Source organism: Nocardioidaceae bacterium (genome assembly GCA_018672315.1).
Taxonomy (GTDB): Bacteria; Actinomycetota; Actinomycetes; order Propionibacteriales; family Nocardioidaceae; genus TYQ2.
This window is the reverse complement of the sequence record CP076053.1, coordinates 68,551-93,511: the sequence shown is the minus strand read 5'-3', so window position 1 is coordinate 93,511 and position 24,961 is coordinate 68,551. Positions and strand designations below refer to the sequence as shown.

Sequence of the window (24,961 nt, the reverse complement as noted above, 5' to 3'; positions counted from 1 at the left end):
GCCGCGTGCTGGAAACCTGCCGGGTCGCCGGGTCAGCCTTCGCTTGAGGAGGCGGCGACGTCGACGACGACGCGCGGGGGATCGGTCAGCGTGAAGACGCGGTACGGCCGTGCTTCGTCGGCGACGCCGACGTAGATGTCCGTGTAACCCTCGAAGGTGCCGCCGACCACGACGTCGGTCACGGACCCGCCAGGACCGTCGAGGCGGTTCGGCCCTGCGTAGTAGTCCGAGCCCTCTCCCGGGTACGTCGTGCGGTCGGCGGTGACCACCAGCGCGGCGCCGCCGTCGAGGCGTACGGGATCGCCGCTGCCCTCCAGGCGCGGGTTCAAGTCGTAGCGCACCTGGAATCCGGGGACGGCCGATCCGCGGAACTCCATGACCACGCGGTCGTAGCCCTCCTGGCCGCCGGTGCGTACGTCGGTGAGCACGAGGTCGTAGGGTCCCGACCCGGCGGACGTGCTGCGTTCGCCGGGCGTGGTGCTTCCCGCGAAGGCGGGGTCGGGCTCCGCCGTCGGAGCCGCCGAGGGCTGGGAGCTCGCGGACGGCTCGGAAGACGCCGAGGGCGCAGAGGTCGACGCGCTCTGAGAGGGGCCCTGGGATGCGCCCTGGGATGCGCCCCGGGATGCGCCCTGGGACGCCTCAGGGACCGCGCCAGGCGCCGGCTCGGTCGTCGAGCAGGCTGCGAGGGATCCGATCAGCGCCGCGGCGGCGAGGACTGCGGGAGCGGCGGACGTGATGCTGCGAGGACCTCGACGGTTGATGGTGGCGACCATGGTGGCGATCGTAGGCCCGGAACGACGAACCCGCCGGGCCGACGAGCGGCTCAGCGGGTTCGGATGGTGGGCGATACTGGGTTTGAACCAGTGACCTCTTCCGTGTCAAGGAAGCGCGCTACCACTGCGCCAATCGCCCGAGGTGGAGACGGGATTCGAACCCGTGTACACGGATTTGCAGTCCGTTGCCTCGCCTCTCGGCCACTCCACCAGGTGGGGAGGGCCCTGACAGGCCTTCTCCGAGCGGACGACGAGGCTCGAACTCGCGACCTCAACCTTGGCAAGGTTGCGCTCTACCAACTGAGCTACGTCCGCTTGTCACGTTCACCGGCTGACCGGCTGTGCGTGCGGGTGAAACCATAGCCGATCCGCTCCGGGCCGCAAACCGGGGGGTGACCTGGCGCGCCGCGGGTCTAAGGTCGCCCCATGAGGGCCTGGCTCGACGGCGAGCTGCACGACGACGCCTCGCTGGCGCGGGTGAGCCTGCTCGACCACGGCCTCACGGTGGGGGACGGGATCTTCGAGTCCGTCGCGGTCTACGACGGTTCCCCTTTCGCGCTGAGCGAGCACCTCGACCGGCTGCTGCGATCCGCCGCGGCCATGGAGATGCCGACGCCCGACACGAGCCTCCTCAGGGAGGCGATCGACGCGCTGCTCGCCCGCGAGGCCGCCACCGAGGGCACCACCCCGCTGGCGCGGCTGCGACTGACGTACACCGCCGGGGAGGCCCCGATGGGGTCCGACCGGGGCGACGGTCCACCGACGTACGCGGTCGTGCACGGCCCCGTGGCACCGCAGCCTGCTGCCGCGCCGGTGGTGACCGTGCCGTGGCGCCGCAACGAGCAGGGGGCGCTCGCGGGGGTGAAGAGCACGTCGTACGCCGAGAACGTGCTCGCCCTGCGCCGTGCCCGTCAGGCCGGGGCCGCCGAGGCTGTCTTCGGGAACACTGCCGGCCTGCTGTGCGAGGGCACGGGCTCGAACGTCTTCTACGTCGTCGACGGCGAGATCCGTACGCCGACGCTGGTCTCCGGGTGCCTCGCCGGGGTCACCCGGGCCCTGGCCCTCACGTGGCTGCGGGAGGACGGAGCGGTGCCGGTCGTCGAGGTCGACGCCCCGCTGGAGGTGCTGCACGAGGCCGACGAGGTCTTCCTGACCTCCACGTTCCGCGACGTGCAGGCGGTCACTGCGGTCGACGGTCGACCGGTGCCGCCGGGGGAGGTCGTACGCCACGCCATCAGGGTGTGGGCGTCCCGCGCACCCGGGCACCGGGGCTGACCCGCGTCCGACGTCGTCGGGCGGACGCGACGGAGCGTCGCAGGCACAGGGCCTGCGACGCTCCGTGAGGGGGATGCTGCCGAGAAGTCCGACCAGCGCGGCAGCGGGTCGATGGCCTCAGACGGCCAGCAACGCGTCGACGAGGGAGTCCAGGTCGAGGTGGGCCGACTCCTCGCCGGCCGGGACGACGGACTGGGTCGCCGTGACGAAGGCGGAGATGTCGGAGGTGGGCGCCTGCAGGAGTGCCTGGCCGCCGGGGCTCTGCAGCTCGATCACGGTGACCGGGCGTCCGTCGCGGTCGACCGAGGGCCACACGTGCACGTCGCCGGTGCCCGCGGGCTCGCGCACACCGGTGGCGAGCAGGTCGCGGGCGAAGCTCCAGGTCACCTCCGGACCGTCGGTGTAGAAGGTGAGCGTGACGGCGTACGGGTCGGCGGCGTCGAAGACGAAGCCGGCGGTCAGGTCGATACTGCGCCCCATCCCGTCGATCAGGTCGAGGTGGATACGGCGGGCGACGGTCGTGGCGTCGGTGCCGGTGCGGCGGTCCTGGCTGCGGAACGACATGGTGTTTCCCCCTGGAAGCGGTGTGACCGAGCTGGCCTGTGTCGAGGACTAGAACGAGGGACCCGCGCCGTGGTGACGGTCGTGTGAGGTAAAGGACTCGCCGGTCTGGACGATCGCTTCATCCGTGAACGGGTCTCGTGGGGGTGTTCGGCCCGATCCGCAGGGAGGACGGGTCACCCCCCGAACGGTCTAGGGCGGTCTAGTCACAGTCGCGTGACGACGTCACGGAGCACGTCGCAGCACCCGAGCCCCAGGTGAGAACGGGCCGGGGACGTGCGCTAATGTTCGACGTGCTCGGGCGATTGGCGCAGTGGTAGCGCGCTTCGTTCACACCGAAGAGGTCACTGGTTCGAACCCAGTATCGCCCACCGCGCGACGAAGGCCCGGCACCTGCATCTCTGCAGGTGCCGGGCCTTCGTCGTCGAGACGTTCCGACGCCTCAGCGCAGCAGCGGGCTCAGGCGTGGCCGGCACTGCTTCCCGTCGCACGCCCGCAGCTCGCGCAGCGTGCGGCGCATCTCCTGGGACACCAGCACGTAGCCGAGCTCGTCGACGACGTTGTCGTACTGGTTCGGGTCGGCCCGGAGGTCGTAGAGCTCCTCGAACCCGGTGGCCCGGTCGGTGAAGAGGTATCGCGGCGTCCGGATGCCGATGATGAACCGGTTGTCGGGTGTGTCCATACCGCCGGGGACGATCGGGTCGCCGTCCTCGGTCGACATGCGCACCGTGGAGGCCGGTCCGGTCTCGGTGAGCACCGGCCGGTTCCACCCGCGGTCGCCCATCTGGGCGGACGGCAGGAGGGAGATGCCGTCGGGCTCGTACGGCATCCGCACGTCGGCGAGGTCGGCGAACGTCGGCGCGAAGTCGATCGACAGGAACGGGTCCTGCCGCCGCTGACCCGCGGGGATGCCGGGACCCGACATCAGCAGGGGCACGCGCAGGGACGGCTCGTACGGCAGTGTCTTGCCCTGACGGACGCCGTGCTCGCCGAGGAAGTAACCGTTGTCGGAGGTGAAGACGATCATCGTCTCCTCCCGCTCGCCGGACCGCTCGAGCTCACGCACGATCTTGCGGACCTCCTGGTCGACCACGTGCAGCGACTCCAGCCGCTGGCGGTGCACGGTCAGCAGGCCGTCGATCTCGGCGGCGTTCAGGTCGGGGTTGTCGGCCAGCTCGTCCGCCCGGTCGGAGTCGTCCGGGTCGTCCCAGAAGACGCCGGGCGCCTCGAAGACGGTGTCGTCGAACATGCCCCGCACCTTCGGCGGACGGGCGACGGTCAGGAACCGACGGGTCTCCCCGGAGTCATCGGTGATGGGGCCCGGGTCGTCGGGCTCGGTCGGGTTGCCGAAGTGGGGCGCGACGAAGGAGATGTAGGAGAAGAAGGGGGCCTCCCGCTTCGCCGACCTCCGGATCTGCTTGCGACCCTCCTGGCCGATGACGTACGTGTTGTACCTGCCCTCGTTCGAGACGAACCCGCGCCCGTTGTTGTTCAGCGTGGTGTCGTAGAAGGAGTAGGTGAACCCGTACGCGGGGTGCTTCTTCGGCAGCCCCCCGTCGATCGACCCCTTCCAGTCGTCCCAGCCGCGCGGCACGTAGCGGGCGGACGTCCCCGTGGTCGCACCGGGCTCGGGCTGGTTGCCGTAGCCGTTGAGGTACTTGCCGACGTACGTCGTGGTGTAGCCGGCGTCGTCGAGCCACGTCGCGATCGTCGACTCGTCGTCGAACTTGTTGAAACCCCAGGGCTCGACGTGGCTGAAGACGCGGTGGTTGTGGGTGTAGAGGCCCGACAGCACCGAGGCGCGGGCCGGGCAGCACAGCGGGTAGGGCGCGAGACCGTTGTCGAAGGTCACGCCCTTGTCGCCGATCAGACGTCGCGTGAGCGGCATGTACTCCAGGTCGTCGGCCCGCATGTCGTCGACCATGATCATGACGATGTTGGGCCGCGACTGCTGCGCGACCGGTCCGACCGAGGCGGTGGACACGCCACCGTCGCGGTTGCGGACCCGCACGTCGACCTCGAGGGTCGAGGCACCCCGGAGACAGTGACGCGGCACGCTCAGCGTCGTCGTGCGCGAACGGTCGGGGGACGACAGGGACGCCTTGCCGCAACGCCACGGCTTGCCGCCGGAGAACCGCAGGCGTCCGCGCTCCGGCCCGACGCCGTGCCGGACCTCGGCGATGAAACCGGCCTCCTCGCCGGGAACCCTCATGGTGAGACGCACCTGGCCGTCCCAGGCCGCCCTCGCGTGCTTGACCGTCACGCCGACGCGAGGGCCGTCGTTGTCCACCACGGTGCGTACGACCGCGTGCGGACCCTCGCCCTCGGACTGACGCTGTCTCACCGTGTCGGCGCTGGAGGGGACCGCGCCCTGGACGACCATCGCGCCGCTCAACGCGAACGCGCCCAGGGCTGCTGCAGCCCGCCGGCTCATCGGAGCACCGCCGGGAGCGGCACGGCGCAGTCCTTGCCGCCACAGGCCCGGAGCGCTCGCAGCTGGTCCCGCAACGCGGTGAGCTGCTCGGCGTACGCGGGGTCGCCCACGAGGTTGACGTACTGACGGGGGTCGACACTCACGTCGAACAACTCCTCGAATCCGCTGTCACGCTTGGTGTAGAGGTACTCGCGCGTCCGGACGCCCAGCAGGTAGCGCGGGTCGTCGCCGACGGCCTCGTCGGTGAGGGGGTCACCCGCCTCGTCGGAGCCGCGTACGACGGACTCAGGGCCAGTCTCGGTGAGCAGGCCGCGGGTCCAGCCGCGGTCGCCGCGCCGGGCGACCCGCAGTACGGACCGCCCGTCGGCCGGCACGGGTCGCCGGGCGTCCGCGAGGGCGACGAAGGTCGGGGCCAGGTCGGTGAGCGTCACGGGGTCCTCGCGGACCTCCCCGGCGGGGATCTCCGGGCCGGACATGAGCACCGGGACGCGCAGGGCGGGCTCGTAGGGAAGGATCTTGCCCTCGCGGATGCCGTGCTCCCCGAGCAGGTAGCCGTTGTCGGAGACGAAGACGACGAGGGTCTCCTCCCGCTCGCCGGTGCGCTCGAGCGCGGTGAGGACGCGCGCGACCTGCTGGTCCACGACCTCCAGCGACTCCGCCCGCTGACGTGCCACCACGGTGAGCGCCTCGCGCTCGGCGTCGCTGAGCGGCTGGATCGACTGCAGCTCCGGGGCCTGGTCGCTGCGGTCCGGGTCCTCCCAGTCCGAACCCGGACCGGCCACGATGAGGTCGTCGAACATCCCCTTGACGTCGCCGGGACGCACCGCGGTGGGGAAGTAGGCGAGGCTGCCGTCCTCCCGGACGACCGCCTGCGGGTCGTCGGGCTCACGGGGGAACCCGACGTGGGGCGCCGCGAAGGAGACCCAGGTGAAGAACGGGTCGGCCTTGTCGGCGTCGCGACGGATCTGCTGGGCGGCGAGCTGCCCGTACACCCGGGTCTGGTAGCGACCCTGGTAGTTGTCGAGGCGGCGCCCGTTCACCGACAGGGTGGTGTCGAAGAAGCGGTAGCTGCCGCCGGCCTTCGGGTGCTCGCGCGGGAGGCCGCCGGTGAGCGAGGCGCGCCACTGGGTCCAGCCCGGCGGGCGGTAGTAGATCCAGCCCTTGCCGCCCTCCTCCTGGGTGCTGCCGTAGCCGTTGAGGTACTTGCCGATGAAGTTGGTGCGGTAGCCGGCCTCCTGCAGCGACGTCGCGATCGTGGCGTCGTCGTCGAGGGCGAAGGTGCCGTACGGCCTCTTGTTGCCCAGCACACCGTGGTTGTGGGCGTACTGGCCCGTCAGCACCGAGGCGCGGGCAGGGCAGCACAGCGGGTAGGTCGAGAACGCGTTCTCGAAGGTCACGCCCTCGTCGCCGATGAGCGCACGGGTGCGCGGCATCCACTGGATCTCGTCGGCCCGCATGTCGTCGACCATGAAGAAGAGGATGTTCGGACGCGACTGCTGCGCCACGAGCTTGGTGCGGCGTACGGACTCCAGGCCCGTCGCCGTGGTCGCCACCACGCGCACCGCCACCCGCTCGGCGCCGTCGAGGCACGCACGAGGCACGTCCACGACCGTGGTGCGGGCGTTCGGCTTCGAGCGCACGCGCGCCCCGAAGCAGCCCCACGGCTGCGTACGCGCCGGCCGGGCGGTGGGGTAGGAGGTCGTCGTGGTGCGTTGCCCGGGGGCGTGGCGCACCTCGGCGACGTACGTCGTGCCGCGGCGAGCGACCCGCGTACGACCCTCGCCGGGAACCCGCAGCTCGACGGCGACGGTCCCGCGCCAGCGGGACCCCTCGTGCTCGGCGCGGACGCGCACCCGCGGGCCGTCGTTGTCGACCTCGACCCGGGTGATCGCGTGAGGACCCCTGGCATCGTCGGGGGCGTCGTCGGGACTCTCGACCACGGCGGAGTCGACGAGGCGCAGCGACGGCTGCGTCGTCCGGGTCGGCTCACCGTCCACGGCGGTGACCAGGGCGAAGGCGCTCGCCAGGCCGACGAGGCCTGCGGTGGCCACACGCGCCGGACGGCCGTCCGAGCGCCCGAGAGGGGGAAGGGTGCGCATGGTGCCTCATCGTGACATGCGGCACGCATCGCCGCAGGACAATCAAACCCAGCGTGGACAAAACGTCGCAATCGGTCCTCCGGTACGGCGGATCAGCCGCTGCGACCTGCCGACAGCCTGCCGATAGCATCGCGGCGCGCCGTCCAGGCGTCCACCACCACCCAGGAGCCCTCCCCGTGTCGCAGCTGACCGTGTCCGTGACCACCGCCGACGGCGAGACCGAGCAGCGCCAGGTCGAGCCGGGCACACGGGCGTGGGAGCTGTTCCGCGACGACGCGGACGTCATCGCGGCACGGGTCGCCGGCGACCTGCGCGACCTCTCCCACGAGCTGGCCGACGGCGACGTCGTGGTCGGCGTCGCGATGGGTTCCGCGGACGGGCGCGACATCCTGCGCCACTCCTGCGCCCACGTGATGGCGCAGGCCGTGCAGGACCTCTTCCCCGAGGCGAGGCTCGGCATCGGTCCGCCGGTCGAGGACGGCTTCTACTACGACTTCGACGTCGCGACACCGTTCACGCCGCAGGACCTGGAGAAGGTCGAGACGCGGATGCGCAAGATCATCAAGGAGGGGCAGAAGTTCTCCCGCCGACCGGTGGGGGACGACGCGGCGCGCGAGGAGCTGGCCGACGAGCCGTACAAGCTCGAGCTGATCGGGCTCAAGGGCGCCTCGGGGACCTCCGGCGAGGAGGTCGCCGAAGGCGCCTCGGTCGAGGTCGGCGCCGGCGAGCTGACGATCTACGACAACCTCAAGCGCGACGGGTCCGTGGCGTGGAAGGACCTGTGCCGCGGACCGCACGTCCCGACCACCAAGCGGATCCCGGCGTTCACGCTGATGCGCAGCGCGGCCGCGTACTGGCGCGGCGACGAGAAGAACCCGCAGCTGCAGCGCATCTACGGCACCGCCTGGGAGTCCAAGGAGGCGCTGGAGGACTACCTGCACCGCCGCGAGGAGGCCGAGCGGCGCGACCACCGTCGGCTCGGTCGTGAGCTCGACCTCTTCAGCTTCCCCGACGAGATCGGCTCCGGCCTGGCGATCTTCCACCCCAAGGGCGGCCGGCTGCGCAAGGAGATGGAGGACTACTCGCGCCGCCGTCACGAGGAGGCCGGCTACGAGTTCGTGAACACCCCGCACATCACCAAGGGGCGGCTCTTCGAGGTCTCGGGCCACCTCGACTGGTACGCCGACGGCATGTACCCCCCGATGCAGCTCGACCCCGCCGGCGACAAGCCCGGCGTGGACTACTACCTCAAGCCGATGAACTGCCCCATGCACAACCTCGTCTTCGACGCCCGGGGCCGGTCCTACCGCGAGCTGCCCCTCAAGCTCTTCGAGTTCGGCACCGTCTACCGCTACGAGAAGTCCGGCGTCGTGCACGGCATGACCCGGGCCCGCGGCTTCACCCAGGACGACGCGCACATCTACTGCACCCGCGAGCAGATGAAGGAGCAGCTCTCCCAGCTGCTGACCTTCGTGCTCGACCTGCTGCGCGACTACGGACTCGACGACTTCTACCTGGAGCTGTCGACCAAGAACGCGGAGAAGTCCGTCGGTGACGACGCCACCTGGGAGGAGGCGACCCGCACGCTCGAGGAGGTCGCGACCGGCTCGGGCCTCGAGCTCGTGCCCGACCCGGGCGGCGCCGCGTTCTACGGGCCGAAGATCTCGGTGCAGGCGCGCGACGCGATCGGGCGCACGTGGCAGATGTCGACGATCCAGCTCGACTTCAACCTGCCCGAGCGCTTCGACCTGACCTACACGGCCGCCGACGGCTCCAAGCAGCGACCGGTGATGATCCACCGCGCACTCTTCGGCTCCATCGAGCGCTTCGTCGCCGTGCTCACCGAGCACTACGGCGGCGCGTTCCCGCCCTGGCTCGCTCCGGTGCAGGTGCAGGCGATCCCGATCGCCGAGCGTCACCTGGAGCACCTCCAGCCGCTCGTGGCGCGGCTGCGCGAGCAGGGCGTACGCGTCGAGGTCGACGACTCCGACAACCGGATGCAGAAGAAGATCCGCGACGCCCAGATCGCGAAGGTGCCCTTCATGGTCATCGCGGGCGACAAGGACGCGGAGGCCGGCGCGGTCTCCTTCCGCTACCGCGACGGCACCCAGGACAACGGGGTGCTGCTCGAGGAGGCCGTACGCCGCGTGGTCGAGGCGGTGCGCGACCGCGTGCAGGTCTGAGGCGGGACGGCGACATGGCGGTCGGCGTGAAGGCAGCGTCTGTGGGTCTGGCCGCCGCGGTCGCCGCCGTCGGCGTCGCGCTCGGCACGGGCTTGGGCGGCGACGAGACGGCGCCGGACCGTGACGCGGGAACGACCGGGCAGCCGGCGCGCGTCCTCTTCGACGCCGCGCGCGGCCAGCAGGCGGGCAACGCCGACTGGGTGATCTCCGCAGTGATGCCGGACCCGCTCGCCGAGGACCCGGCGCCCGTCGAGGAGTCGGACTGGACGGGCGGCCTGTCGGCCTGGGGGGTCGCGCTGGCGGGGCGTCCCGATACCTACCGGCTGGCCACCAACCCGCCGGGGCGGCCCCTGACGCACGGCCAGGTCGGCAACGGGCTCGACCTCGCGAAGGTCGAGGTGCTTGTGCTGCCGGAGCCCAACCGCTCGCTGACCCCGGCCGAGCGGCGGGCGGTCGTGCAGTTCGTCAGCGGGGGAGGCGGGCTGTTCCTGATCGTCGACCACGCCGACTCCGACCGCGACGCGGACGGCATCGACTCCGTCGGTGTCGGGGCACAGCTGCTGGACGCGTTCGCCGAGCGGGGCCTGGCGACCGGACTGTCGATCGACGTCGCCGACATCGATTCCGAGAACACCGACAACGTCGCTGCCGGGGCCGAGGACCACCCGGTGGTCGACGGTGCGTGGGGCAGGGCGGAGTCGTCGATCCTGCGCGGCGGGACCACCTCGACGATCGACCGGGGTGCGAACCCGGCGGCCGCGTGCCTCCTGTACCGCGATGCCGTGGACCCGGCGGGGGACACCGGCTGCTTTCTCGCGCGCAGCGAGGTCGGGGAGGGTCGCCTGCTGCTGTGGGGCGACTCCTCACCAGTCGACGACGGCACCGGAGACCCCGGTGACCGGTTGTACGCCAACTTCTCCGATCCGCGCGACACCAACGAGGCGTGGGCGCTCAACGGCACCGACTGGTTGGCCCGCCTCGTCGGGTGACCGCGCGCGGGCGACCCCGCCCCCATGTAACCCCATGTTCTGGGCGCTTCGCGCGGCCCCGGCGCCGCGCGGAGCAGCAACAACACCGTCGGAGTCGAGCTGCGGGCGCGTGCGAGCAGTGGCGTACGCGATCGCGCTCGGATCGGCCTCGGATCGACCAGACGATGCATCTTCGACGGTGGTGTGGTCGCTCCGCACGGCCCCGGCGACCGTCGAGGCCGCCACAACATGGGGTTACAAGCGGGTCTGCGGCGACGAGGCACGCCCCGGCGCAGGAAAATTATGCGACACAACGTCGCGCTAACCCTGTTTGCGGACGCCATGTCGCGGTAACCTGCTCGCGGAGACACCGACCGTGGACCTGCGACCCAGGGAGTGACCATGACCGTCACGAGCGAGATCCGCACCATCGACCAGCACGAGCGCGCGAGCCACGCCGACCGCCGCGCCGCCTTCGACACCCGGCTGGCGACGCTGTCGCAGGGCTCGGTCGACATGCACTTCGACGCGTTCAAGGACATCGCCTGGGACGACCCCTCCTACGCGGTCGACCCGACGGACCCTCGTTGGATCCTGCCCGCGGCCGACCCGCTGGGCGGCTCGGACTGGTACCGCTCGCTCTCCCGCGAGCGCCAGATCGAGATCGGCCTCTACCGCCAGGCCAACATCGTCAAGGTCGGGCTGCAGTTCGAGCAGATCCTCATCTCGGGCCTGATGAACTACGCCTTCACCCGCCCCAACGGCAGCCCGGAGTTCCGGTACGCCACGCACGAGGCGACCGAGGAGTGCCACCACACCCAGATGTTCCAGGAGTTCGTGAACCGCACCGGCCTGCCGGTGCAGGGCGGTTCCCCGTGGTTCCGCGGCTCCGGCCCGTTCCTGAGCCTGGCTGCGCGCTACCTGCCCTTCGGCTTCTTCTTCGGCGTGCTCGCCGGTGAGGAGCCGATCGACCACATGCAGAAGCAGATGCTGCGCCAGGGCGAGATGCAGCACCCGCTGCTGCGTCGCATCATGCAGATCCACATCGCCGAGGAGGCGCGGCACATCGGGTTCGCGCACGAGTACCTCTCCTACCGTGCGCCGCTCCTGAACCGCCCCCAGCGCGCGCTGCTCAGCATCATGATCCCCGTGGTGATGCGCGTGCTCTGCGACGAGATCCTCGTGCCCAACAAGCAGATGCGCCGCGACCTGGGCATCCCCAAGAAGGTCGTGAAGGACCTGTACTGGAAGAGCCCGGAGGGCGAGAAGTTCCTCCGCGACCTCTTCGGCGACGTCCGGATGCTGACCGAGGAGACCGGCCTGATGAACCGTGCCGCCCGCCGCGTGTGGCGTGCGCTGGGCATCGACGGTCCCGCCTCGCGGTTCCGCTCCGAGCCCGCCTCCGCCGCGGCCTGACGGGCCCGGGGGCCAGCGCGTGCCGTACGTCGTCACCCAGTCCTGCTGCGCCGACGCCTCGTGCGTCGTCGCCTGCCCGGTCAACTGCATCCATCCCGCACCCGGTGAGCCCGGCTTCGCCGAGGCCGAGATGGTGTACGTCGACCCCCAGGCCTGCGTCGACTGCGGCGCGTGCGCCACGGCGTGCCCGGTCGACGCGATCAAGCCGCACACGCAGCTGACGGCGGCCGAGAAGCCGTTCCTCGACCTGAACGCCTCCTACTACGACGCGTTCCCGCACGCCGACCGGGCCGAGATCGCTCCGGTGCCGCCGCAGCGGCGGCTCCGGCGGCAGGGCCCCTTCCGGGTCGCGGTCGTGGGAGCCGGGCCGGCCGGCATGTACGCGGCCGACGAGCTGCTCAAGCACCCCGAGGTCCGCGTCGACGTCCTGGACCGCCTGCCGACCCCGTACGGGCTGGCCCGCGCCGGCGTCGCGCCGGACCACCTCACGACCCGCCAGGTCTCGAACCTCTTCGCCCACGTCGAGCAGCTCCCGGGGTTCTCCTACCTGCTCGACGTCGCGGTGGGCTCGCCGGAACAGGTCGAGTCGGGCGAGGCGGCGCTGACGCACGACGAGCTCGCGGCCGCGTACGACGCCGTGGTGTACGCCGTCGGCGCGAGCACCGACCGCCGCCTCGGCATCGAGGGCGAGGACCTCGACGGCTCGATGGCCGCGACCGACTTCGTGGGTTGGTACAACGGCCATCCCGACCACCAGCAGCACGACGTACGCCTCGACGCCGGCGCCCTGCCCGAGGGACGCGTCGTGGTCGTCGGCAACGGCAACGTCGCGCTCGACGTCGCCAGGCTGCTCGCCTCGGACGCCGACCGGCTGGCCGGCACCGACATGGCGCTGTCGGCCCGCGAGGCCCTGACCGCCTCGGCCGTCGAGGAGGTCGTCGTGCTCGGGCGCCGCGGACCTGCCCAGGCCGCGTTCACGGTGCCGGAGCTCGTCGGGCTGCTCGGCCTGGCTCAGAGCGGTGCGATCGACGTCCGCGTGGACGCCCGCGGTGCCGATCTCGGCGAGGGCGAGACGGCGGCACTGCTGGCCGGGTTCGCCGACTGCGCCCCGGGGCCGGGAGCGAAGCGGCTGGTGCTGCGGTTCCTCACCTCCCCGGTGCGACTCACCGGGGAGGGGCGCGTGGGCGGCATCGAGGTCGAGACCACCCGTCTGGTCACCGACGCCGAGGGGCGGACGCGCGCGGAGCCGACCGGGGCGACCGAGGTCATCCCGTGCGGTCTGGTGCTGCGCTCGGTGGGCTACCGCGGCCGCCCGGTCGCCGGTCTGCCGTTCGACGAGCAGTCGGGCACCGTGCCGCACGAGCACGGCCGCGTGAACCCCGGCACGTACGTCGCGGGGTGGATCAAGCGAGGACCGAGCGGCTTCCTCGGCACCAACAAGGCCGATGCCGAGGACACGGTGAGCAGCCTGCTCGACGACCTCGACGCGGCGGCGACGCCCGACCCCGTCTCCCCGGGCGTCGAGGGCCTGCTGGCCTCGCGCGGCGTACGCCCGGTCGACCTCGCCGGCTGGCAGCGCATCGCCGGGGCCGAGGCGGCGCACGGGCGGGAGCACGGCGTGCCGCGGTTGCCGCTCACCGACCTTGCCGCCCAGCGCTCGATCGCCGGCGGGGGCCCCGAGGGCGGCTCCGAGTACGCTTCCCGAGCCCGGGGCAGGTTGTCCGGGAGGCGCCGACAGCTCCGCTGAGCCGTACGCGCGCCTGCCAGGCGGGCGCGGACCAGTGCGGAGGAGGCGGCGATGGCGACGCAGCGTGCGACCGACGGCCGCCAGCTGCGGTGGGAGCGCCACAACGCCGAGCGCCGCACCGCGATCCTCACGGCCGCGATCGCCGAGCTGAACGACAACGCGCCCGGCAGCGAGGTGCACGTCGCCGACATCGCGAAGCGCGCCGGGCTGTCCCGCACCGTGCTCTACCGGCACTTCGACGACCGCGCCGACCTCGACCGGTCCGTGCAGACCGAGATCCTCGACGGTCTGTGGCGCGACCTGCTGCCCGGCGTCAGCCTCGAGGGAGGCACGGCGCGCGAGATCATCCGACGCATCCTCGACACCTACGTCGGGTGGGCCGTGCAGAACCCCTCGCTGCACCAGTTCGTCGAGATCGACACCTCACCCGACGGGTCCGGGCCCCTGCAGCGGGGGCTGGAGTTCATCGCCGGCCAGGTCAGCGCGGTCATCGAGGCGGCGGTGGCGCTCCTGGAGGTCGACCTCTCCGAGGACGAGGCCGCGGCGATGGACCCGCTCGTGCACGGCATCGTGGGCATGGTCTTCGGTGCGGTGCGCCGGTGGGCGTTCCGACCCGTGCGCGAGCCCGACCGGGAGGTCTTCGTGGACCTGACGACGGAGACGGTGTGGCACATCCTCGGCGGCTTCACGACCCGGCTCGGTCTCGACCTCGACCCCGACGTGCCCGTCGAGCAGCTCCTGGGGGTCGACGAGTGAGCGCCGACGGTCGTGACAGCGAGCCCGACACCTGGTCGGCGGGCACGGTGGAGCAGGAGGGCGTCGGGGACCCGGACGCACTCGAGCGTCTCTGGACGCCCCACCGGTTGGCGTACATCAAGGGCGAGAACCGTCCCGACGATCCCGACGAGCAGAAGTGCCCCTTCTGCCGCATCCCCGAGCGCGACGACCGCGACGGGCTCGTCGTGCACCGGGGCGAGGTGGCGTACGCGGTGCTGAACCTCTACCCGTACTCCTCGGGTCATCTGCTCGTCTGCCCCTACCGTCACATCCCCGACTACACCGACACCACCGACGCCGAGGCGTACGAGATGACGCTGCTGACGCGGGCGGCGATGCGTACGATCCGTGAGGTCAGCGGCGCGCACGGCTTCAACGTCGGCATGAACCAGGGCGCCGTGGCCGGCGCGGGCATCGCCGCGCACCTGCACCAGCACGTCGTGCCCCGCTGGGGCGGCGACCAGAACTTCCTGCCGGTGATCGGCGGCACGCGCACGTTGCCTGAGCTGTTGGGCGACACCCGCGACCTGCTCGCCGAGGCGTGGCAGGACGGCGGAGAGGCGTCGGTGCCCTAGCCTGAGCGCGTCATGATGGAAAGATTCCGCGCGTTCTGGACCGCCGTCTTCGCCCCCGTGGGCAACCTGTTCCTGCGATGGGGGATCAGCCCCGACGCGGTCACGATCGTCGGCACCCTCGGGGTGAGCGCCGGTGCGCTGATCTTCTTCCCCCAGGGCATGCTGCTCGTGGGTGTGCTGGTGGTGACGGCCTTCGTCTTCTCGGACATGATCGACGGCTACATGGCGCGCCAGCTGGGTCGGTCCAGCAAGTGGGGGGCCTTCCTGGACTCCACCATGGACCGCTTCGGCGACGCCGCCGTCTTCGGCGGCCTGGTGCTCTACTTCCTGGCCGGCCCCGGCGACTCCGATCTCTACGGTGTGCTCGCGCTGGTCTGCCTGGTGCTGGGCTCCATCACCTCCTACGCCCGCGCCCGCGCCGAGTCGCTCGGCATGCAGGCCAGGGGAGGCATCGCCGAGCGGGCCGACCGTCTGGTCGCCGTGCTCGTGCTGACCGGTCTGTCAGACCTGTTCAACCTGCCGTGGCTGCTCTTCGGGGTGCTGTGGGTGCTCGCCCTGGCGAGCGCGGTCACCGTCGTGCAGCGCATGATGAGCGTTCGCCGCCAGGCGCTCGCGGCCGAGGTCTGACCTGATGGCGCGTGGCGTCGCCGGACCGTGGCGCGAGGAGCTGAGCGCCTCGGCGTACGTCGCCGGATGGCGCCTGGTGCGACGGCTGCCGGAGCGCCGCGCGCGGCAGCTGTTCGACCGCATCGGTCGGCGCCTCTATCGCGGCGACGGGAAGTCGGTGCAGCGTCTGCGGGCGAACCTGCGGCGCCTCGACGTGTCCGAGGCCGACCTCGAGCGCGTCGTCGAGACGGGCGTGCGGTCCTACCTGCGCTACTGGTGCGAGTCGTTCCGGCTCCCGTCGTGGCCGGTGGACGACGTGGTGGCGCGCACCCGTCGCGTCGACGAGCAGCGCGTACGCGACGCCCTCGCCCGGGGCGGCGTGGTCGCCGTGCTGCCGCACGCCGGCAACTGGGACTGGGCCGGCACGTGGGCCTGTCAGGAGGTCGCACCGTTGGTCTCGGTGGCCGAGCGGCTGAAGCCGGAGCGCCTGTATGACGAGTTCGTCGCGTTCCGCGAGAGCCTCGGCATGCAGATCCTGCCGCTCGGTGAGGCCGACACCTGGCCGCGGCTGCGTACGTGGGTCGCCGAGGGTGGCCTCGCCTGCCTGCTCGCGGACCGCGACCTGTCGCGGCACGCGGTGACCGTGCAGCTCGCCGGGCACGCGGCCAGGTTCCCCTCCGGTCCGGCGCAGCTGGCACTGGAGACCGGGGCGGCGCTGCTGCCGATCACCTCTCACTACGAGGGCGAGCAGATGTGCCTGGTCTTCCACCCCGAGATCCCGCCGTCGGACCCGCAGACCATGACGCAGGGGGTGGCCGACGCGTTCACCTCGGCGCTGCGGGCGCACCCGGAGGACTGGCACATGATGCAGCGGGTCTTCGTCGACGACCTCGATCCGACGCGCGCCGGCTGAGCGTGATGAGGATCGGTCTCGTCTGCCCCTACTCCCTCGACGCGCCCGGGGGAGTGCAGAACCACGTGAAGGACCTCGCCGGGGTGCTCGTCGAGCGCGGCCACGACGTCGCCGTGCTCGCGCCGGGCGAGGACGACCCGGACCTCCCGGCCTACGTCACCACCACCGGCAGGGCCGTCCCGGTCCCCTACAACGGGTCGGTCGCCCGGCTCGCGTTCGGTCCGGTGCAGGCGGCCCGCGTACGCCGCTGGCTCAAGGACGTCGATCCCGAGGTGCTGCACGTGCACGAGCCGACGACGCCGTCGGTGTCGATGATCGCGACGGCGGCGACGTCGGCGCCGGTGGTCGCCACCTTCCACACCGCGCAGACCAGGTCGCGCACGATGTCGGCGTCCTCGGGGCTGCTGCGGCCGGTGCTGGAGAAGGTGACGGCGCGCATCGCGGTCTCCGAGTACGCCCGTGCCACCCTCGTTCAGCACCTGGGCGGCGAGCCGGTGATCATCCCGAACGGTGTCCACGTCGCGACTTACGCCGCCGCCACCGCACGGCCCGAGTGGGCCGGTGACCCGACGATCTCCTTCGTGGGACGGCTCGACGAGCCCCGCAAGGGGCTCGACGTGCTGTTGCAGGCGATGCCCACGCTGCTCGACACCCACCCGGGCCTGAGGCTGCTGGTGGTCGGGGGAGGGGACGCCGAGGAGATGCTGCACGAGGTGGCCAGGGCCCGGCGTGAGCGGGTGCGCGAGGCCTGCACGTTCCTCGGCTTCGTCTCCGACACCGAGAAGGCGGACGCGCTCGCGACCTCGCAGGTGTACGTCGCGCCCCACCGCGGCGGGGAGTCCTTCGGCATCGTGCTGGTCGAGGCCATGGCGGCCGGGGCGGCCGTGGTGGCCAGCGACCTCGCCGCCTTCTCGCGGGTGCTCGACGGAGGTCGCTTCGGGCGCCTGTTCACCACCGGCGATGTCGCCGCGTGCGCCGAGGCGGTCGCGGCGGTGCTGGACGACGACTCGGCGCGGCGGGCGTACGTCGAGGCGGCACGCGAGGGCGTACGCCGCTACGACTGGGAGCAGGTCGCCAGCCAGGTGGAGCGGGTCTACGAGACCGTGACGGTGCGGTGAGCCCGGCATGACGCCGCTCGTGGTGGCCGCCCTCGTCGCGGTCGCCGTGGTGGCTGTGGTGGTGCTCGGGCTGCGACTGATCTGGACGGCCCGGCGGCTCGACGCCGTGCACACGCGCCTGGACCTGGCGCGCGAGTCGTTGCGTACGCAGCTCGGCGCCCGCGCCGCCGTGGTCGTCGAGGTCTCCGGCAGCGGTGTCCTCGACCCGGCCAGCGCGGTGCTGCTGGCCGACGCCGGACGCGCGTCGCTCTCCGAGCTCGTCGCCGGCGGCGGGGTCGGTGCGGCCGAGTCCGACCTGTCGCGGCTGCTGCGCGAGGTGATGGACGCCGAGACCGTGGACTCCCTGCGCGAGGAGGTGCCCGAGCTCGTCGAGCAGCTGGGGACGCTGTGCGCCAAGGTCGAGCTGGGCCGGCGCATCCTCAACGACCAGGTCGTACGCTCCCGCGACCTGCGGGACATGGCTCACGTCCGTCTCTTCCGCCTGGCCGGGCACGCGCCGCCGTACGCCACGGTGGAGCTCGACGCCGACCCCCCGCCGGCGCTGGTGCCGCACCGGATCTGAGGCGGACCCGAGACCGGGGTGAGCGGTGTCTCGCCTTAGGCTGGGAAGGCTGCTCGCCGTGCGCACGTTGCGCACGGCGACACCCCAGAACTCGACGAGACGGAGAAGCAGACGTGAGCGAGACCGGCACCGACGGCGTCAAGCGCGGCATGGCAGAGATGCTCAAGGGCGGCGTGATCATGGACGTGGTCACCGCCGAGCAGGCCAAGATCGCCGAGGACGCCGGCGCCGTCGCGGTCATGGCGCTCGAGCGGGTGCCGGCTGACATCCGCGCCCAGGGCGGCGTCTCCCGCATGAGCGACCCCGACATGATCGACGGCATCATCGAGGCCGTCTCGATCCCGGTGATGGCCAAGGCCCGCATCGGTCACTTCGTCGAGGCGCAGGTGCTGCAGAGCCTGGGCGTCGACTACGTCGACGAGTCCGAGGTGCTCACCCCCGTCGACTACGCCAACCACGTCGACAAGTGGCAGTTCACCGTGCCGTTCGTGTGCGGCGCGACGAACCTCGGCGAGGCGCTGCGGCGCATCACCGAGGGCGCCGCGATGATCCGCTCGAAGGGCGAGGCCGGCACCGGGGACGCCTCGAACGCGGTCTTCCACATGCGCACCATCGGCGGTGAGATCCGTCGTCTCGGCTCGCTGTCCCACGACGAGCTGTACGTCGCGGCCAAGGAGCTGCAGGCCCCGTACGCGCTGGTCAAGGAGGTCGCCGAGACCGGCAAGCTGCCGGTCGTGCTGTTCACCGCGGGCGGCATCGCGACCCCGGCGGACGCGGCGATGATGATGCAGCTCGGCGCCGAGGGCGTCTTCGTCGGCTCCGGCATCTTCAAGTCGGGCAACCCGCAGCAGCGCGCCGAGGCGATCGTGAAGGCGACGACCTTCTACGACGACCCCGACACCCTGGCGAAGGTCTCCCGCGGGCTCGGCGAGGCCATGGTCGGCATCAACGTCGACGACATCCCGCAGCCGCACCGGCTGGCCGAGCGCGGTTGGTGACCACCTCACCGCAGTTCAGGACACGTGAGCTCCGCCTGCTCCTGGGCTGAGAGCGCGTCGTAGTCGCCGATCATGTCGAGCACCGCGTCGGACTGCGGGTCGAAGAAGACGCGGAACTCATAGGGGTCCTTCGCCCAGTACAGCTGCGGGTCGCCCCCGTCGGAGACGGTGTACTCGCCGTACGCGTCGCCCATCGCGGCCACGATGTCGGCACGGCTGTCGAGGACGGTCAGATCGCACCAGGCCTCGACCCACCGCGCGGTGTCGGCGTCGTCGACGGTGCGCGGGCTCTCCCGCGTGAGGCGCCAGGCGCCGCGGTGGAACTCCAGCCGCACGGTCGTCGCCGGCGTCGGGGAGCCGGGAGCGAAGCGGACGGCGAGGGTCGCCTTCTCACCGGTGTCCTGGGTGATCTCGATGTCGTCGATGGCGAAGCTGCGCGCCGGGTCCTCCCACAGCAGGGCCTCGAAGTCGACGCAGGGGTCGCCGAGCTCGGCGCGTCGCTGCTGGACGGCCTGCAGCCTCAGGTCGATGGTGACCTGGGGATGCTGCAGGCGGCACGCGGTCTCGGTGTCGCGACGACTCAGGGCGTCGAGCCATCGGGTGTACGTCTCGGCCGGACCGCGTGGAGCGTCGACCGGGCCGGCGACGGGGTCGGCCGGCGGCGACGTCTCCGGGACGAGAGCGGGCTCCGTCGCCATGTCGGCGGCATCGACGGGGGCGGTCGGGACAGGCAGCCTCTGCGAGTCGCCCGGCCTGGGGTCGTTGCAGCCGGTCAGCGCCACGGCGGCGACCAGGCAGGTGGCGAGCGCCTTCGACAGGCGCCGCCCGGCCAGCGACGCAGGACTCGACTCCAGGTCGCGGCGGGACACATTCCGACCCTGCCACGGGCGAGCCCGCTTTGTCCTGCAGACCCGCAACGGCGATCCGGGACCTTCGTCGCCCTCCCCGTGGCGCCTAGAGGTGCCGTTGGATGGTGCGCAACGGGACCTTGGCCCTGAGAAGTCCCGAAAGCGTTTCAGGACCTTTCCGAGCTGCGGTCCAGACCGCATTCTTTACTCGCACCCGACGGCGGGTGCGGCACCCAGCCGGTCGACCCGGGGTCCTCCCACACCCACGTCCCGGCGGGTGCCCCTCACCTCCCGAAGGGCATCACCATGAAGAACTCCAAGCGCGCCGGCATCGTCTCCGCCTCCGCCGCCACCCTGATCGTCGGGGGCGTCGCGTTCGCGGCGTGGACCTCGACCGGCACCGCGGACGGCAGCGTGACGGCCGGAACCGAGAAGGACCTCGTCGTGACGACCAGCAACGTCTCGTCGCTGTACCCGCAGAAGTCCGTCACGATCGAGTTCGCGGTCAAGAACGAGAACCCTTACAGCGTCAGGGTCACGACGGTCAGTCCCGCCGCGACCACCGCCACGAGCGCGGCGGGCTGCCCGGGTGGCGACGTCACGTTCGGTGAGGCCGCCCTCGAGTCCGGGTCGTCCGCCACCCTGGCCGAGGGCGCCAGTGCCTTGTACACCGCGACGGTCACGATGGAGGCCGACGCCGCGAGCGCCTGCCAGGGCGCGACGTTCACCAACACCTACACGGCCACCGCGGACAGCGACGTCTCCTGATCGCGACTGCTGACCGCCGAGCCGAGGAGCTGCGCCGTGCCCACCCCTGACCGTCGCGTCGTGCTGGGGTCCGTCTTCGTGACGGTCGCCGGCACGGCCGCGGCGGTGATGCTGGTGGGCACGGTGGGGTCCACGGGAGACAGCCCGGGTGTCGGTGACCGCGGCGCATCCAGTGCACCGAGGTCCGCCGGGGTGCTCGTCGCGAAGGCCACGACGAACAACGCCGATCCCGGGTGCAAGGGCGTGCAGAACCCCTCGTGCCAGGGGCGCATGGACGTCCTCTTCACCGACCCCGCTGCGGGTCGACTGCTCTACCCGGGGGTCCGGGTGCCTCTCGCCGCCCGGGTCGCGAACCCCAACGGCTTCCCCATCGAGGTCGTGAGCGCCACGACCGACCGGCTGGGGGCATCGACGTGTGGCACCGCGCCCGTCCTGACGCCGAACGCAGGCAAACTGTCGATCGTCGTGCCGGCACGCACCCCGGCGGCGAGTGCGGCCCGCGTGCCGGCGGGGTCGATCACCCTGCCGGCGTCGGCATCGTCCGCCTGCGAGAACGCTCGATTCTCGCTGCGTGTCACGGTGACAGCGGTGAAGCCGTGAGCCGCCCTGCTCCGAGGCACCGCGCCGACCGCCGCGTACGCGTCGTCGATCCCGAGAGGGTCTCGCTCGGCCGCGCCGCCGTCGCTCTGCCGCTGGCAGCAACCCTCACCCTCTCCGGCGTGGCTGTCTCCTCGGCCGCCTGGGTCTCCGCCGGTACCGGCGCGATCATCGCCACCGCCGCCGCGGTCGCTGCGCCCACGCACGTCGCCGCCACCCAGCAGTCCGCAGGGAGCCCGACCGTCACGGTCACGTGGCAGGCCGTTGCGAACGCCTCGCGTTACGACGTCTACCGCTCGGGCACCACCGCTCCGGTCGGCACGGTGACCGAGGCGTCGTACGTCGACACGCTGCCCACCGAGGGCACGTACACCTACCGGGTCGTCGCACGGACAGGCACGAACTGGGTCGGACCGAGCAGCGCGCCGAGCGGACAGGTCGCGTACGTGGTCGAACCCGGCGCCCCGACGATCGCTAGGTCGACGCCTGACAGCGGTACGATGGACGACGGGTTCACGAACGTGGCCGCACAGACCCTCTCTGGCACAGCCAGGCCCGGCTCGAGCGTGACCATCGTCCAGAACGGGACTGCCCTGACCCCACCGGTGACCGCCACCACGAGCGGTACGTACTCGGCACCGGTCACGTTGGCTGCCGGGGCGAACATCTTCACCGCCCGGGCTGCCGACGCGGGAGGCGCCTCGGCGCCCTCGACGCCCTTCGTCGTCTCGCTCGACCAGGTGGCCCCCGTGACGACCTACGACGCGACGACGAAGAAGTTCGAGATCGTCGAGAACGGCAGCGGCGTGGCGACCACCTACTTCAAGGTCGGCAGCGCGTCCTACGCCGTGTACGAGCAGCAGCAGATCACCGTCCCGCCCGGCAGCACGCTGCTCTTCTACTCGGTCGACAAGGCGGAGAACAGGGAGCCCGACAAGACCTACACGGCGGCCGCCGCGGACTCGACGCCTCCGAAGACCACCCGGACCGTCAGCGGCACGCAGGGCGTCAACGATTGGTACACCTCGTCCGTCAGCCTCGAGCTGTCGGCGACGGACGGTGGTGATCCCGCGTCAGGTGTCGAGAGAATCGACTACTCGACGGACGGCGGACAGACCTGGACGCCGTACAGCACGGCCCTCTCGTTCAGCTCGGAGGGCGCGCGGACCATCTCCTACCGGGCAGTCGACAACCGTGGCAATACCGAGGCGACTCAGTCGGTCGAGATCAAGATCGACCTGACGAACCCGACGATCAGTGCGCAGATGGTCTCCACCAGCAAGGGAGTCGACAAGTACACGCTGTCCGCTGCCGACAGTCTCACCGGTCCTCTGGCGATCCAGTACAGGGTGACGGCGAAGAACAAGACGCCCGGCGTCTACGCGACGTACGCCCTCGGCGCGGAGATCGGTGTGAACAGTGGGGACGTGCTGGAGTATCGGGTCACCGACTCCTCAGGTCGCACCGCCGCAGGCAGTGTCACCAAGCAGTGATTCCCCCGCCTCCAGGCGCAACTACCCTGGTCGGTCATGACCACCATCGGCGTCCTCGCGCTCCAGGGCAACGTACGCGAGCACCTCGCTGCGCTCGTGGCCCTCGGTGTCGACGCCCGCGCGGTGCGTCGCCCGAGCGAGCTGGAGGCACTCGACGGCATCGTGCTCCCCGGCGGGGAGTCCACGACGATCACGAAGCTCGCGCGCATCTTCGAGCTCCTCGACCCGCTGCGGGACCGCATCCGCGGTGGCCTGCCGGCGTTCGGCACCTGCGCCGGCATGATCCTGCTCGCCGACCGCCTGCGCGACGGTGTCGAGGGACAGGAGACGGTGGGCGGGCTCGACGTCACCGTCCGCCGCAACGCCTTCGGCCGTCAGGTCGACTCCTTCGAGGCCGACCTCGACGTGTGCCTGGACCCGCCGTGCGCGCCGAGGGAGGCCCAGCCGCCGCCGACGTACACGCCGTTCCACGCCGTCTTCATCCGTGCGCCGCTGGTGGAGGAGGCGAGCGAGGACGTCGAGGTCATCGCCCGGGTGTCGGAGCGTACGACCGGCCCCGACACCACCGGTAGGATCGTCGCCGTCCGCCAGGGCCACCTGCTCGCGACGTCGTTCCATCCCGAGCTGACGGGCGACGGCCGCATCCACGAGCTGTTCGTGACGATGGTCGAGCAGTCCCGCGACCGACAGGCCCAGGCGAGCGCCTAGAGCACCGCCGTAGAGCAGAGGAGACGCGCATGTCCGGCCATTCCAAGTGGGCGACCACGAAGCACAAGAAGGCCGTCATCGACGCCCGCCGCGGCAAGCTCTTCGCGAAGCTGATCAAGAACGTCGAGGTCGCGGCGCGCATGGGCGGGGGCGACCCGGCGGGCAACCCGACGCTCTACGACGCCATCCAGAAGGCGAAGAAGAGCTCGGTCCCCAACGACAACATCGACCGCGCCGTCAAGCGCGGCTCGGGCGCCGAGGCGGGGGGCGCGGAGTACGCGACGATCATGTACGAGGGCTACGGCCCGAACGGCGTCGCGATGCTCGTGGAGTGCCTCACCGACAACCGCAACCGGGCGGCGATGGAGGTGCGGACGGCGATGACCCGCAACGGCGGCACCATGGCCGACCCGGGCTCGGTGTCCTACCTCTTCAACCGCAAGGGCGTGGTGCTCGTGCCGGTCGACCAGGAGGATCGGACCGTCACCGAGGACGACGTGCTCGAGGCGACGCTCGAGGCTGGCGCGGAAGAGGTCAACGACCTGGGTGAGACCTTCGAGGTCGTCTCCGAGCCGACCGACCTGGTGCAGGTGCGTACGTCGCTGCAGGACGCCGGTGTCGACTACGACTCCGCGGAGGCCTCCTTCGTGCCGTCCATGCAGATCGAGGTGGACGCTGACGGCGCGAGCAAGGTCTTCCGGCTCATCGAGGCGCTCGAGGACCTCGACGACGTGCAGAACGTCTTCACCAACGTCGACGTCTCCGACGACGTGCTGGCCACGCTGGACGCCTGAGTGACCGCGACACCGACAACGGTTGCTCGGCACCGAACCTGACACGACCCGTGTCGTACCCGACGCGATCAGGACGATCTCGTCGAAGCGGCCCGAAGGCCGCTCGGGTGCGCTGGGATCGAGACATGACCGCGACCCGCCCGTCGTTCCCGGGCCTCACGTCGGCGTCGACCGAGGGGGCCGGGCGGGCTCGCCGGGGTCGTCCGGTCCGCGTGCTCGGCAGTGCGACCTGGCTCAACCTCACGCTCGTCGTCGTGGTCGCAGGCCGTGAGATCGGATCGGTGCTCGGCGACGGATCGGGGCCCGAGGACCCCCTGGTCGGAGCGAGGGTCGCGACGGTCGGCGTGCTTGTGCTCACGGCCGCGTACGGCGTGGTGTGCCTGCGTGCGTCACGCAGCAGGGTCGCCCGGCGTCGACGCGTCCTTCTCGCCATGAGCGTCCTCACGCTGGTGACCGGGCTGGCCTGCGGCGCGGCGTGCCTGAGCGCGGTGGTGTCGGCGTCGTCCTCGGCGCCGGGTCTCACGCCGGGTCCCATGCCGAGCACCGTGCCGAGCGCCGGGCCGTTCGCCGGCGCCCACCTCGTCACCGCGGACCTCGTGCTCGGTTCCGCGCTGGGCGTCGTCCTGTGGGCGGTCGTCCTCGCGGGTGCCGCGCGACTGACCACCGACGTCCTGCGTACGAGGACCCCGGCGCGTCACCGCGACTTCGTCAGGACTCTCACCTAGCCTTCCGAACACGTGTTCGGACC

Annotated in this window: 23 protein-coding genes and 4 tRNA genes; 19 read left to right on the top strand and 8 right to left on the bottom strand. The window is 71.5% G+C overall.

What is annotated here, in order from left to right:
• Nucleotides 1-32: 32 nt before the first annotated feature.
• The 4 genes from KLP28_00455 to KLP28_00440 all read right to left on the bottom strand — a co-directional run bounded on the left by KLP28_00455 (nucleotide 33) and on the right by KLP28_00440 (nucleotide 1,088).
• Nucleotides 33-428, bottom strand: a complete 396-nt coding sequence (locus KLP28_00455) for a hypothetical protein (GenBank protein ID QWC85299.1) — start codon at nucleotides 426-428, stop codon at nucleotides 33-35.
• A 409-nt stretch (nucleotides 429-837) separates the two neighbouring features.
• A tRNA-Val gene (locus KLP28_00450) sits at nucleotides 838-912 on the bottom strand.
• Between the two features lies 1 nt (nucleotide 913).
• Nucleotides 914-984: transfer RNA gene (locus tag KLP28_00445), tRNA-Cys, on the bottom strand.
• Between the two features lie 31 nt (nucleotides 985-1,015).
• Nucleotides 1,016-1,088 (bottom strand) — tRNA-Gly (locus tag KLP28_00440).
• A 111-nt stretch (nucleotides 1,089-1,199) separates the two neighbouring features.
• Between KLP28_00440 and KLP28_00435 the strand changes: the two genes are divergently transcribed.
• The gene (locus KLP28_00435) at nucleotides 1,200-2,048 is read left to right on the top strand and encodes an aminotransferase class IV (protein ID QWC85298.1); all 849 of its coding nucleotides are present in this window, start codon (nucleotides 1,200-1,202) and stop codon (nucleotides 2,046-2,048) included.
• 117 nt (nucleotides 2,049-2,165) lie between these two features.
• On the opposite strand, the gene KLP28_00430 is transcribed toward KLP28_00435, so the two are convergent.
• A complete protein-coding gene (locus KLP28_00430; GenBank protein QWC85297.1) occupies nucleotides 2,166-2,612 on the bottom strand; it encodes an SsgA family sporulation/cell division regulator in 447 nt (148 codons plus the stop codon).
• 296 nt (nucleotides 2,613-2,908) lie between these two features.
• On the opposite strand from KLP28_00430, the gene KLP28_00425 reads away from it, so the two are divergent.
• A tRNA-Val gene (locus KLP28_00425) sits at nucleotides 2,909-2,980 on the top strand.
• Between the two features lie 71 nt (nucleotides 2,981-3,051).
• Here KLP28_00425 and KLP28_00420 read toward each other — a convergent pair.
• Both KLP28_00420 and KLP28_00415 read right to left on the bottom strand, forming a co-directional pair.
• Nucleotides 3,052-5,043: a sulfatase gene (locus tag KLP28_00420; GenBank protein ID QWC85296.1), complete on the bottom strand. Its 1,992-nt coding sequence runs from the start codon at nucleotides 5,041-5,043 to the stop codon at nucleotides 3,052-3,054.
• Nucleotides 5,040-7,142, bottom strand: coding sequence for a sulfatase (locus KLP28_00415; protein ID QWC85295.1), 2,103 nt, complete (start codon nucleotides 7,140-7,142; stop codon nucleotides 5,040-5,042). Before KLP28_00415 ends, KLP28_00420 begins: the two co-directional genes overlap by 4 nt.
• A 176-nt stretch (nucleotides 7,143-7,318) precedes the next feature.
• Here KLP28_00415 and thrS point away from each other — a divergent pair, with 176 nt between their 5' ends.
• The 11 genes from thrS (at nucleotide 7,319) to pdxS (ending at nucleotide 19,005) form a co-directional block, all read left to right on the top strand.
• Nucleotides 7,319-9,325, top strand: a complete 2,007-nt coding sequence (gene thrS, locus KLP28_00410; protein ID QWC85294.1) for a threonine--tRNA ligase — start codon at nucleotides 7,319-7,321, stop codon at nucleotides 9,323-9,325.
• Between the two features lie 26 nt (nucleotides 9,326-9,351).
• A complete protein-coding gene (locus tag KLP28_00405; protein QWC85293.1) occupies nucleotides 9,352-10,314 on the top strand; it encodes a GldG family protein in 963 nt (320 codons plus the stop codon).
• A 381-nt stretch (nucleotides 10,315-10,695) separates the two neighbouring features.
• Nucleotides 10,696-11,709, top strand: coding sequence for a diiron oxygenase (locus KLP28_00400; GenBank protein ID QWC85292.1), 1,014 nt, complete (start codon nucleotides 10,696-10,698; stop codon nucleotides 11,707-11,709).
• 19 nt (nucleotides 11,710-11,728) lie between these two features.
• Nucleotides 11,729-13,456 (top strand): FAD-dependent oxidoreductase, encoded by a 1,728-nt coding sequence (locus KLP28_00395; protein ID QWC85291.1) that lies wholly within the window; start codon nucleotides 11,729-11,731, stop codon nucleotides 13,454-13,456.
• A 51-nt stretch (nucleotides 13,457-13,507) separates the two neighbouring features.
• On the top strand, nucleotides 13,508-14,212 hold the full coding sequence (locus KLP28_00390) for a TetR/AcrR family transcriptional regulator (GenBank protein ID QWC85290.1): 705 nt from the start codon (nucleotides 13,508-13,510) through the stop codon (nucleotides 14,210-14,212).
• Nucleotides 14,213-14,259: 47 nt separating this feature from the next.
• On the top strand, nucleotides 14,260-14,808 hold the full coding sequence (locus tag KLP28_00385; GenBank protein QWC86706.1) for an HIT domain-containing protein: 549 nt from the start codon (nucleotides 14,260-14,262) through the stop codon (nucleotides 14,806-14,808).
• A gap of 12 nt (nucleotides 14,809-14,820) precedes the next feature.
• A complete protein-coding gene (locus tag KLP28_00380; protein ID QWC85289.1) occupies nucleotides 14,821-15,435 on the top strand; it encodes a CDP-alcohol phosphatidyltransferase family protein in 615 nt (204 codons plus the stop codon).
• A gap of 4 nt (nucleotides 15,436-15,439) precedes the next feature.
• Nucleotides 15,440-16,327 carry a phosphatidylinositol mannoside acyltransferase gene (locus KLP28_00375; GenBank protein QWC85288.1) on the top strand — a complete coding sequence of 296 codons (888 nt, stop codon included), beginning with the start codon at nucleotides 15,440-15,442 and terminating at the stop codon, nucleotides 16,325-16,327.
• A 5-nt stretch (nucleotides 16,328-16,332) separates the two neighbouring features.
• The gene (locus KLP28_00370; protein ID QWC85287.1) at nucleotides 16,333-17,445 is read left to right on the top strand and encodes a glycosyltransferase family 4 protein; all 1,113 of its coding nucleotides are present in this window, start codon (nucleotides 16,333-16,335) and stop codon (nucleotides 17,443-17,445) included.
• A gap of 7 nt (nucleotides 17,446-17,452) precedes the next feature.
• Entirely contained in the window at nucleotides 17,453-18,007 is a 555-nt protein-coding gene (locus tag KLP28_00365) for a hypothetical protein (GenBank protein ID QWC85286.1), read from the top strand.
• A gap of 113 nt (nucleotides 18,008-18,120) precedes the next feature.
• Nucleotides 18,121-19,005, top strand: a complete 885-nt coding sequence (gene pdxS / locus KLP28_00360) for a pyridoxal 5'-phosphate synthase lyase subunit PdxS (protein ID QWC85285.1) — start codon at nucleotides 18,121-18,123, stop codon at nucleotides 19,003-19,005.
• Nucleotides 19,006-19,010: 5 nt separating this feature from the next.
• Here the strand turns inward: pdxS and KLP28_00355 are convergent, their stop codons facing one another.
• Nucleotides 19,011-19,874 carry a hypothetical protein gene (locus KLP28_00355; protein QWC85284.1) on the bottom strand — a complete coding sequence of 288 codons (864 nt, stop codon included), beginning with the start codon at nucleotides 19,872-19,874 and terminating at the stop codon, nucleotides 19,011-19,013.
• A 285-nt stretch (nucleotides 19,875-20,159) separates the two neighbouring features.
• Between KLP28_00355 and KLP28_00350 the strand changes: the two genes are divergently transcribed.
• The 6 genes from KLP28_00350 to KLP28_00325 all read left to right on the top strand — a co-directional run bounded on the left by KLP28_00350 (nucleotide 20,160) and on the right by KLP28_00325 (nucleotide 24,938).
• Nucleotides 20,160-20,621 (top strand): M73 family metallopeptidase, encoded by a 462-nt coding sequence (locus tag KLP28_00350; protein ID QWC85283.1) that lies wholly within the window; start codon nucleotides 20,160-20,162, stop codon nucleotides 20,619-20,621.
• Nucleotides 20,622-20,657: 36 nt separating this feature from the next.
• Entirely contained in the window at nucleotides 20,658-21,221 is a 564-nt protein-coding gene (locus tag KLP28_00345; GenBank protein ID QWC85282.1) for a hypothetical protein, read from the top strand.
• Nucleotides 21,218-22,711, top strand: a complete 1,494-nt coding sequence (locus KLP28_00340; GenBank protein ID QWC85281.1) for a hypothetical protein — start codon at nucleotides 21,218-21,220, stop codon at nucleotides 22,709-22,711. The genes KLP28_00345 and KLP28_00340 overlap by 4 nt, the downstream gene beginning before the upstream one ends.
• 36 nt (nucleotides 22,712-22,747) lie before the next feature.
• On the top strand, nucleotides 22,748-23,419 hold the full coding sequence (gene pdxT / locus KLP28_00335) for a pyridoxal 5'-phosphate synthase glutaminase subunit PdxT (GenBank protein ID QWC85280.1): 672 nt from the start codon (nucleotides 22,748-22,750) through the stop codon (nucleotides 23,417-23,419).
• 29 nt (nucleotides 23,420-23,448) lie between these two features.
• Entirely contained in the window at nucleotides 23,449-24,213 is a 765-nt protein-coding gene (locus KLP28_00330) for a YebC/PmpR family DNA-binding transcriptional regulator (GenBank protein ID QWC85279.1), read from the top strand.
• 125 nt (nucleotides 24,214-24,338) lie between these two features.
• A complete protein-coding gene (locus KLP28_00325) occupies nucleotides 24,339-24,938 on the top strand; it encodes a hypothetical protein (GenBank protein ID QWC85278.1) in 600 nt (199 codons plus the stop codon).
• Nucleotides 24,939-24,961: the final 23 nt, after the last annotated feature.

Excerpts from the sequence above, each read along its gene's own strand:
- KLP28_00435 (QWC85298.1), top strand. The coding sequence starts at position 1,200 with ATGAGGGCCTGGCTCGACGGCGAGCTGCACGACGACGCCTCGCTGGCG.
- KLP28_00430 (QWC85297.1), bottom strand. The coding sequence starts at position 2,612 with ATGTCGTTCCGCAGCCAGGACCGCCGCACCGGCACCGACGCCACGACC.
- KLP28_00420 (QWC85296.1), bottom strand. The coding sequence starts at position 5,043 with ATGAGCCGGCGGGCTGCAGCAGCCCTGGGCGCGTTCGCGTTGAGCGGC.
- KLP28_00415 (QWC85295.1), bottom strand. The coding sequence starts at position 7,142 with ATGCGCACCCTTCCCCCTCTCGGGCGCTCGGACGGCCGTCCGGCGCGT.
- KLP28_00400 (QWC85292.1), top strand. The coding sequence starts at position 10,696 with ATGACCGTCACGAGCGAGATCCGCACCATCGACCAGCACGAGCGCGCG.
- KLP28_00390 (QWC85290.1), top strand. The coding sequence starts at position 13,508 with ATGGCGACGCAGCGTGCGACCGACGGCCGCCAGCTGCGGTGGGAGCGC.
- KLP28_00380 (QWC85289.1), top strand. The coding sequence starts at position 14,821 with ATGATGGAAAGATTCCGCGCGTTCTGGACCGCCGTCTTCGCCCCCGTG.
- KLP28_00375 (QWC85288.1), top strand. The coding sequence starts at position 15,440 with ATGGCGCGTGGCGTCGCCGGACCGTGGCGCGAGGAGCTGAGCGCCTCG.
- KLP28_00370 (QWC85287.1), top strand. The coding sequence starts at position 16,333 with ATGAGGATCGGTCTCGTCTGCCCCTACTCCCTCGACGCGCCCGGGGGA.
- KLP28_00365 (QWC85286.1), top strand. The coding sequence starts at position 17,453 with ATGACGCCGCTCGTGGTGGCCGCCCTCGTCGCGGTCGCCGTGGTGGCT.
- KLP28_00350 (QWC85283.1), top strand. The coding sequence starts at position 20,160 with ATGAAGAACTCCAAGCGCGCCGGCATCGTCTCCGCCTCCGCCGCCACC.
- pdxT (QWC85280.1), top strand. The coding sequence starts at position 22,748 with ATGACCACCATCGGCGTCCTCGCGCTCCAGGGCAACGTACGCGAGCAC.
- KLP28_00330 (QWC85279.1), top strand. The coding sequence starts at position 23,449 with ATGTCCGGCCATTCCAAGTGGGCGACCACGAAGCACAAGAAGGCCGTC.
- KLP28_00325 (QWC85278.1), top strand. The coding sequence starts at position 24,339 with ATGACCGCGACCCGCCCGTCGTTCCCGGGCCTCACGTCGGCGTCGACC.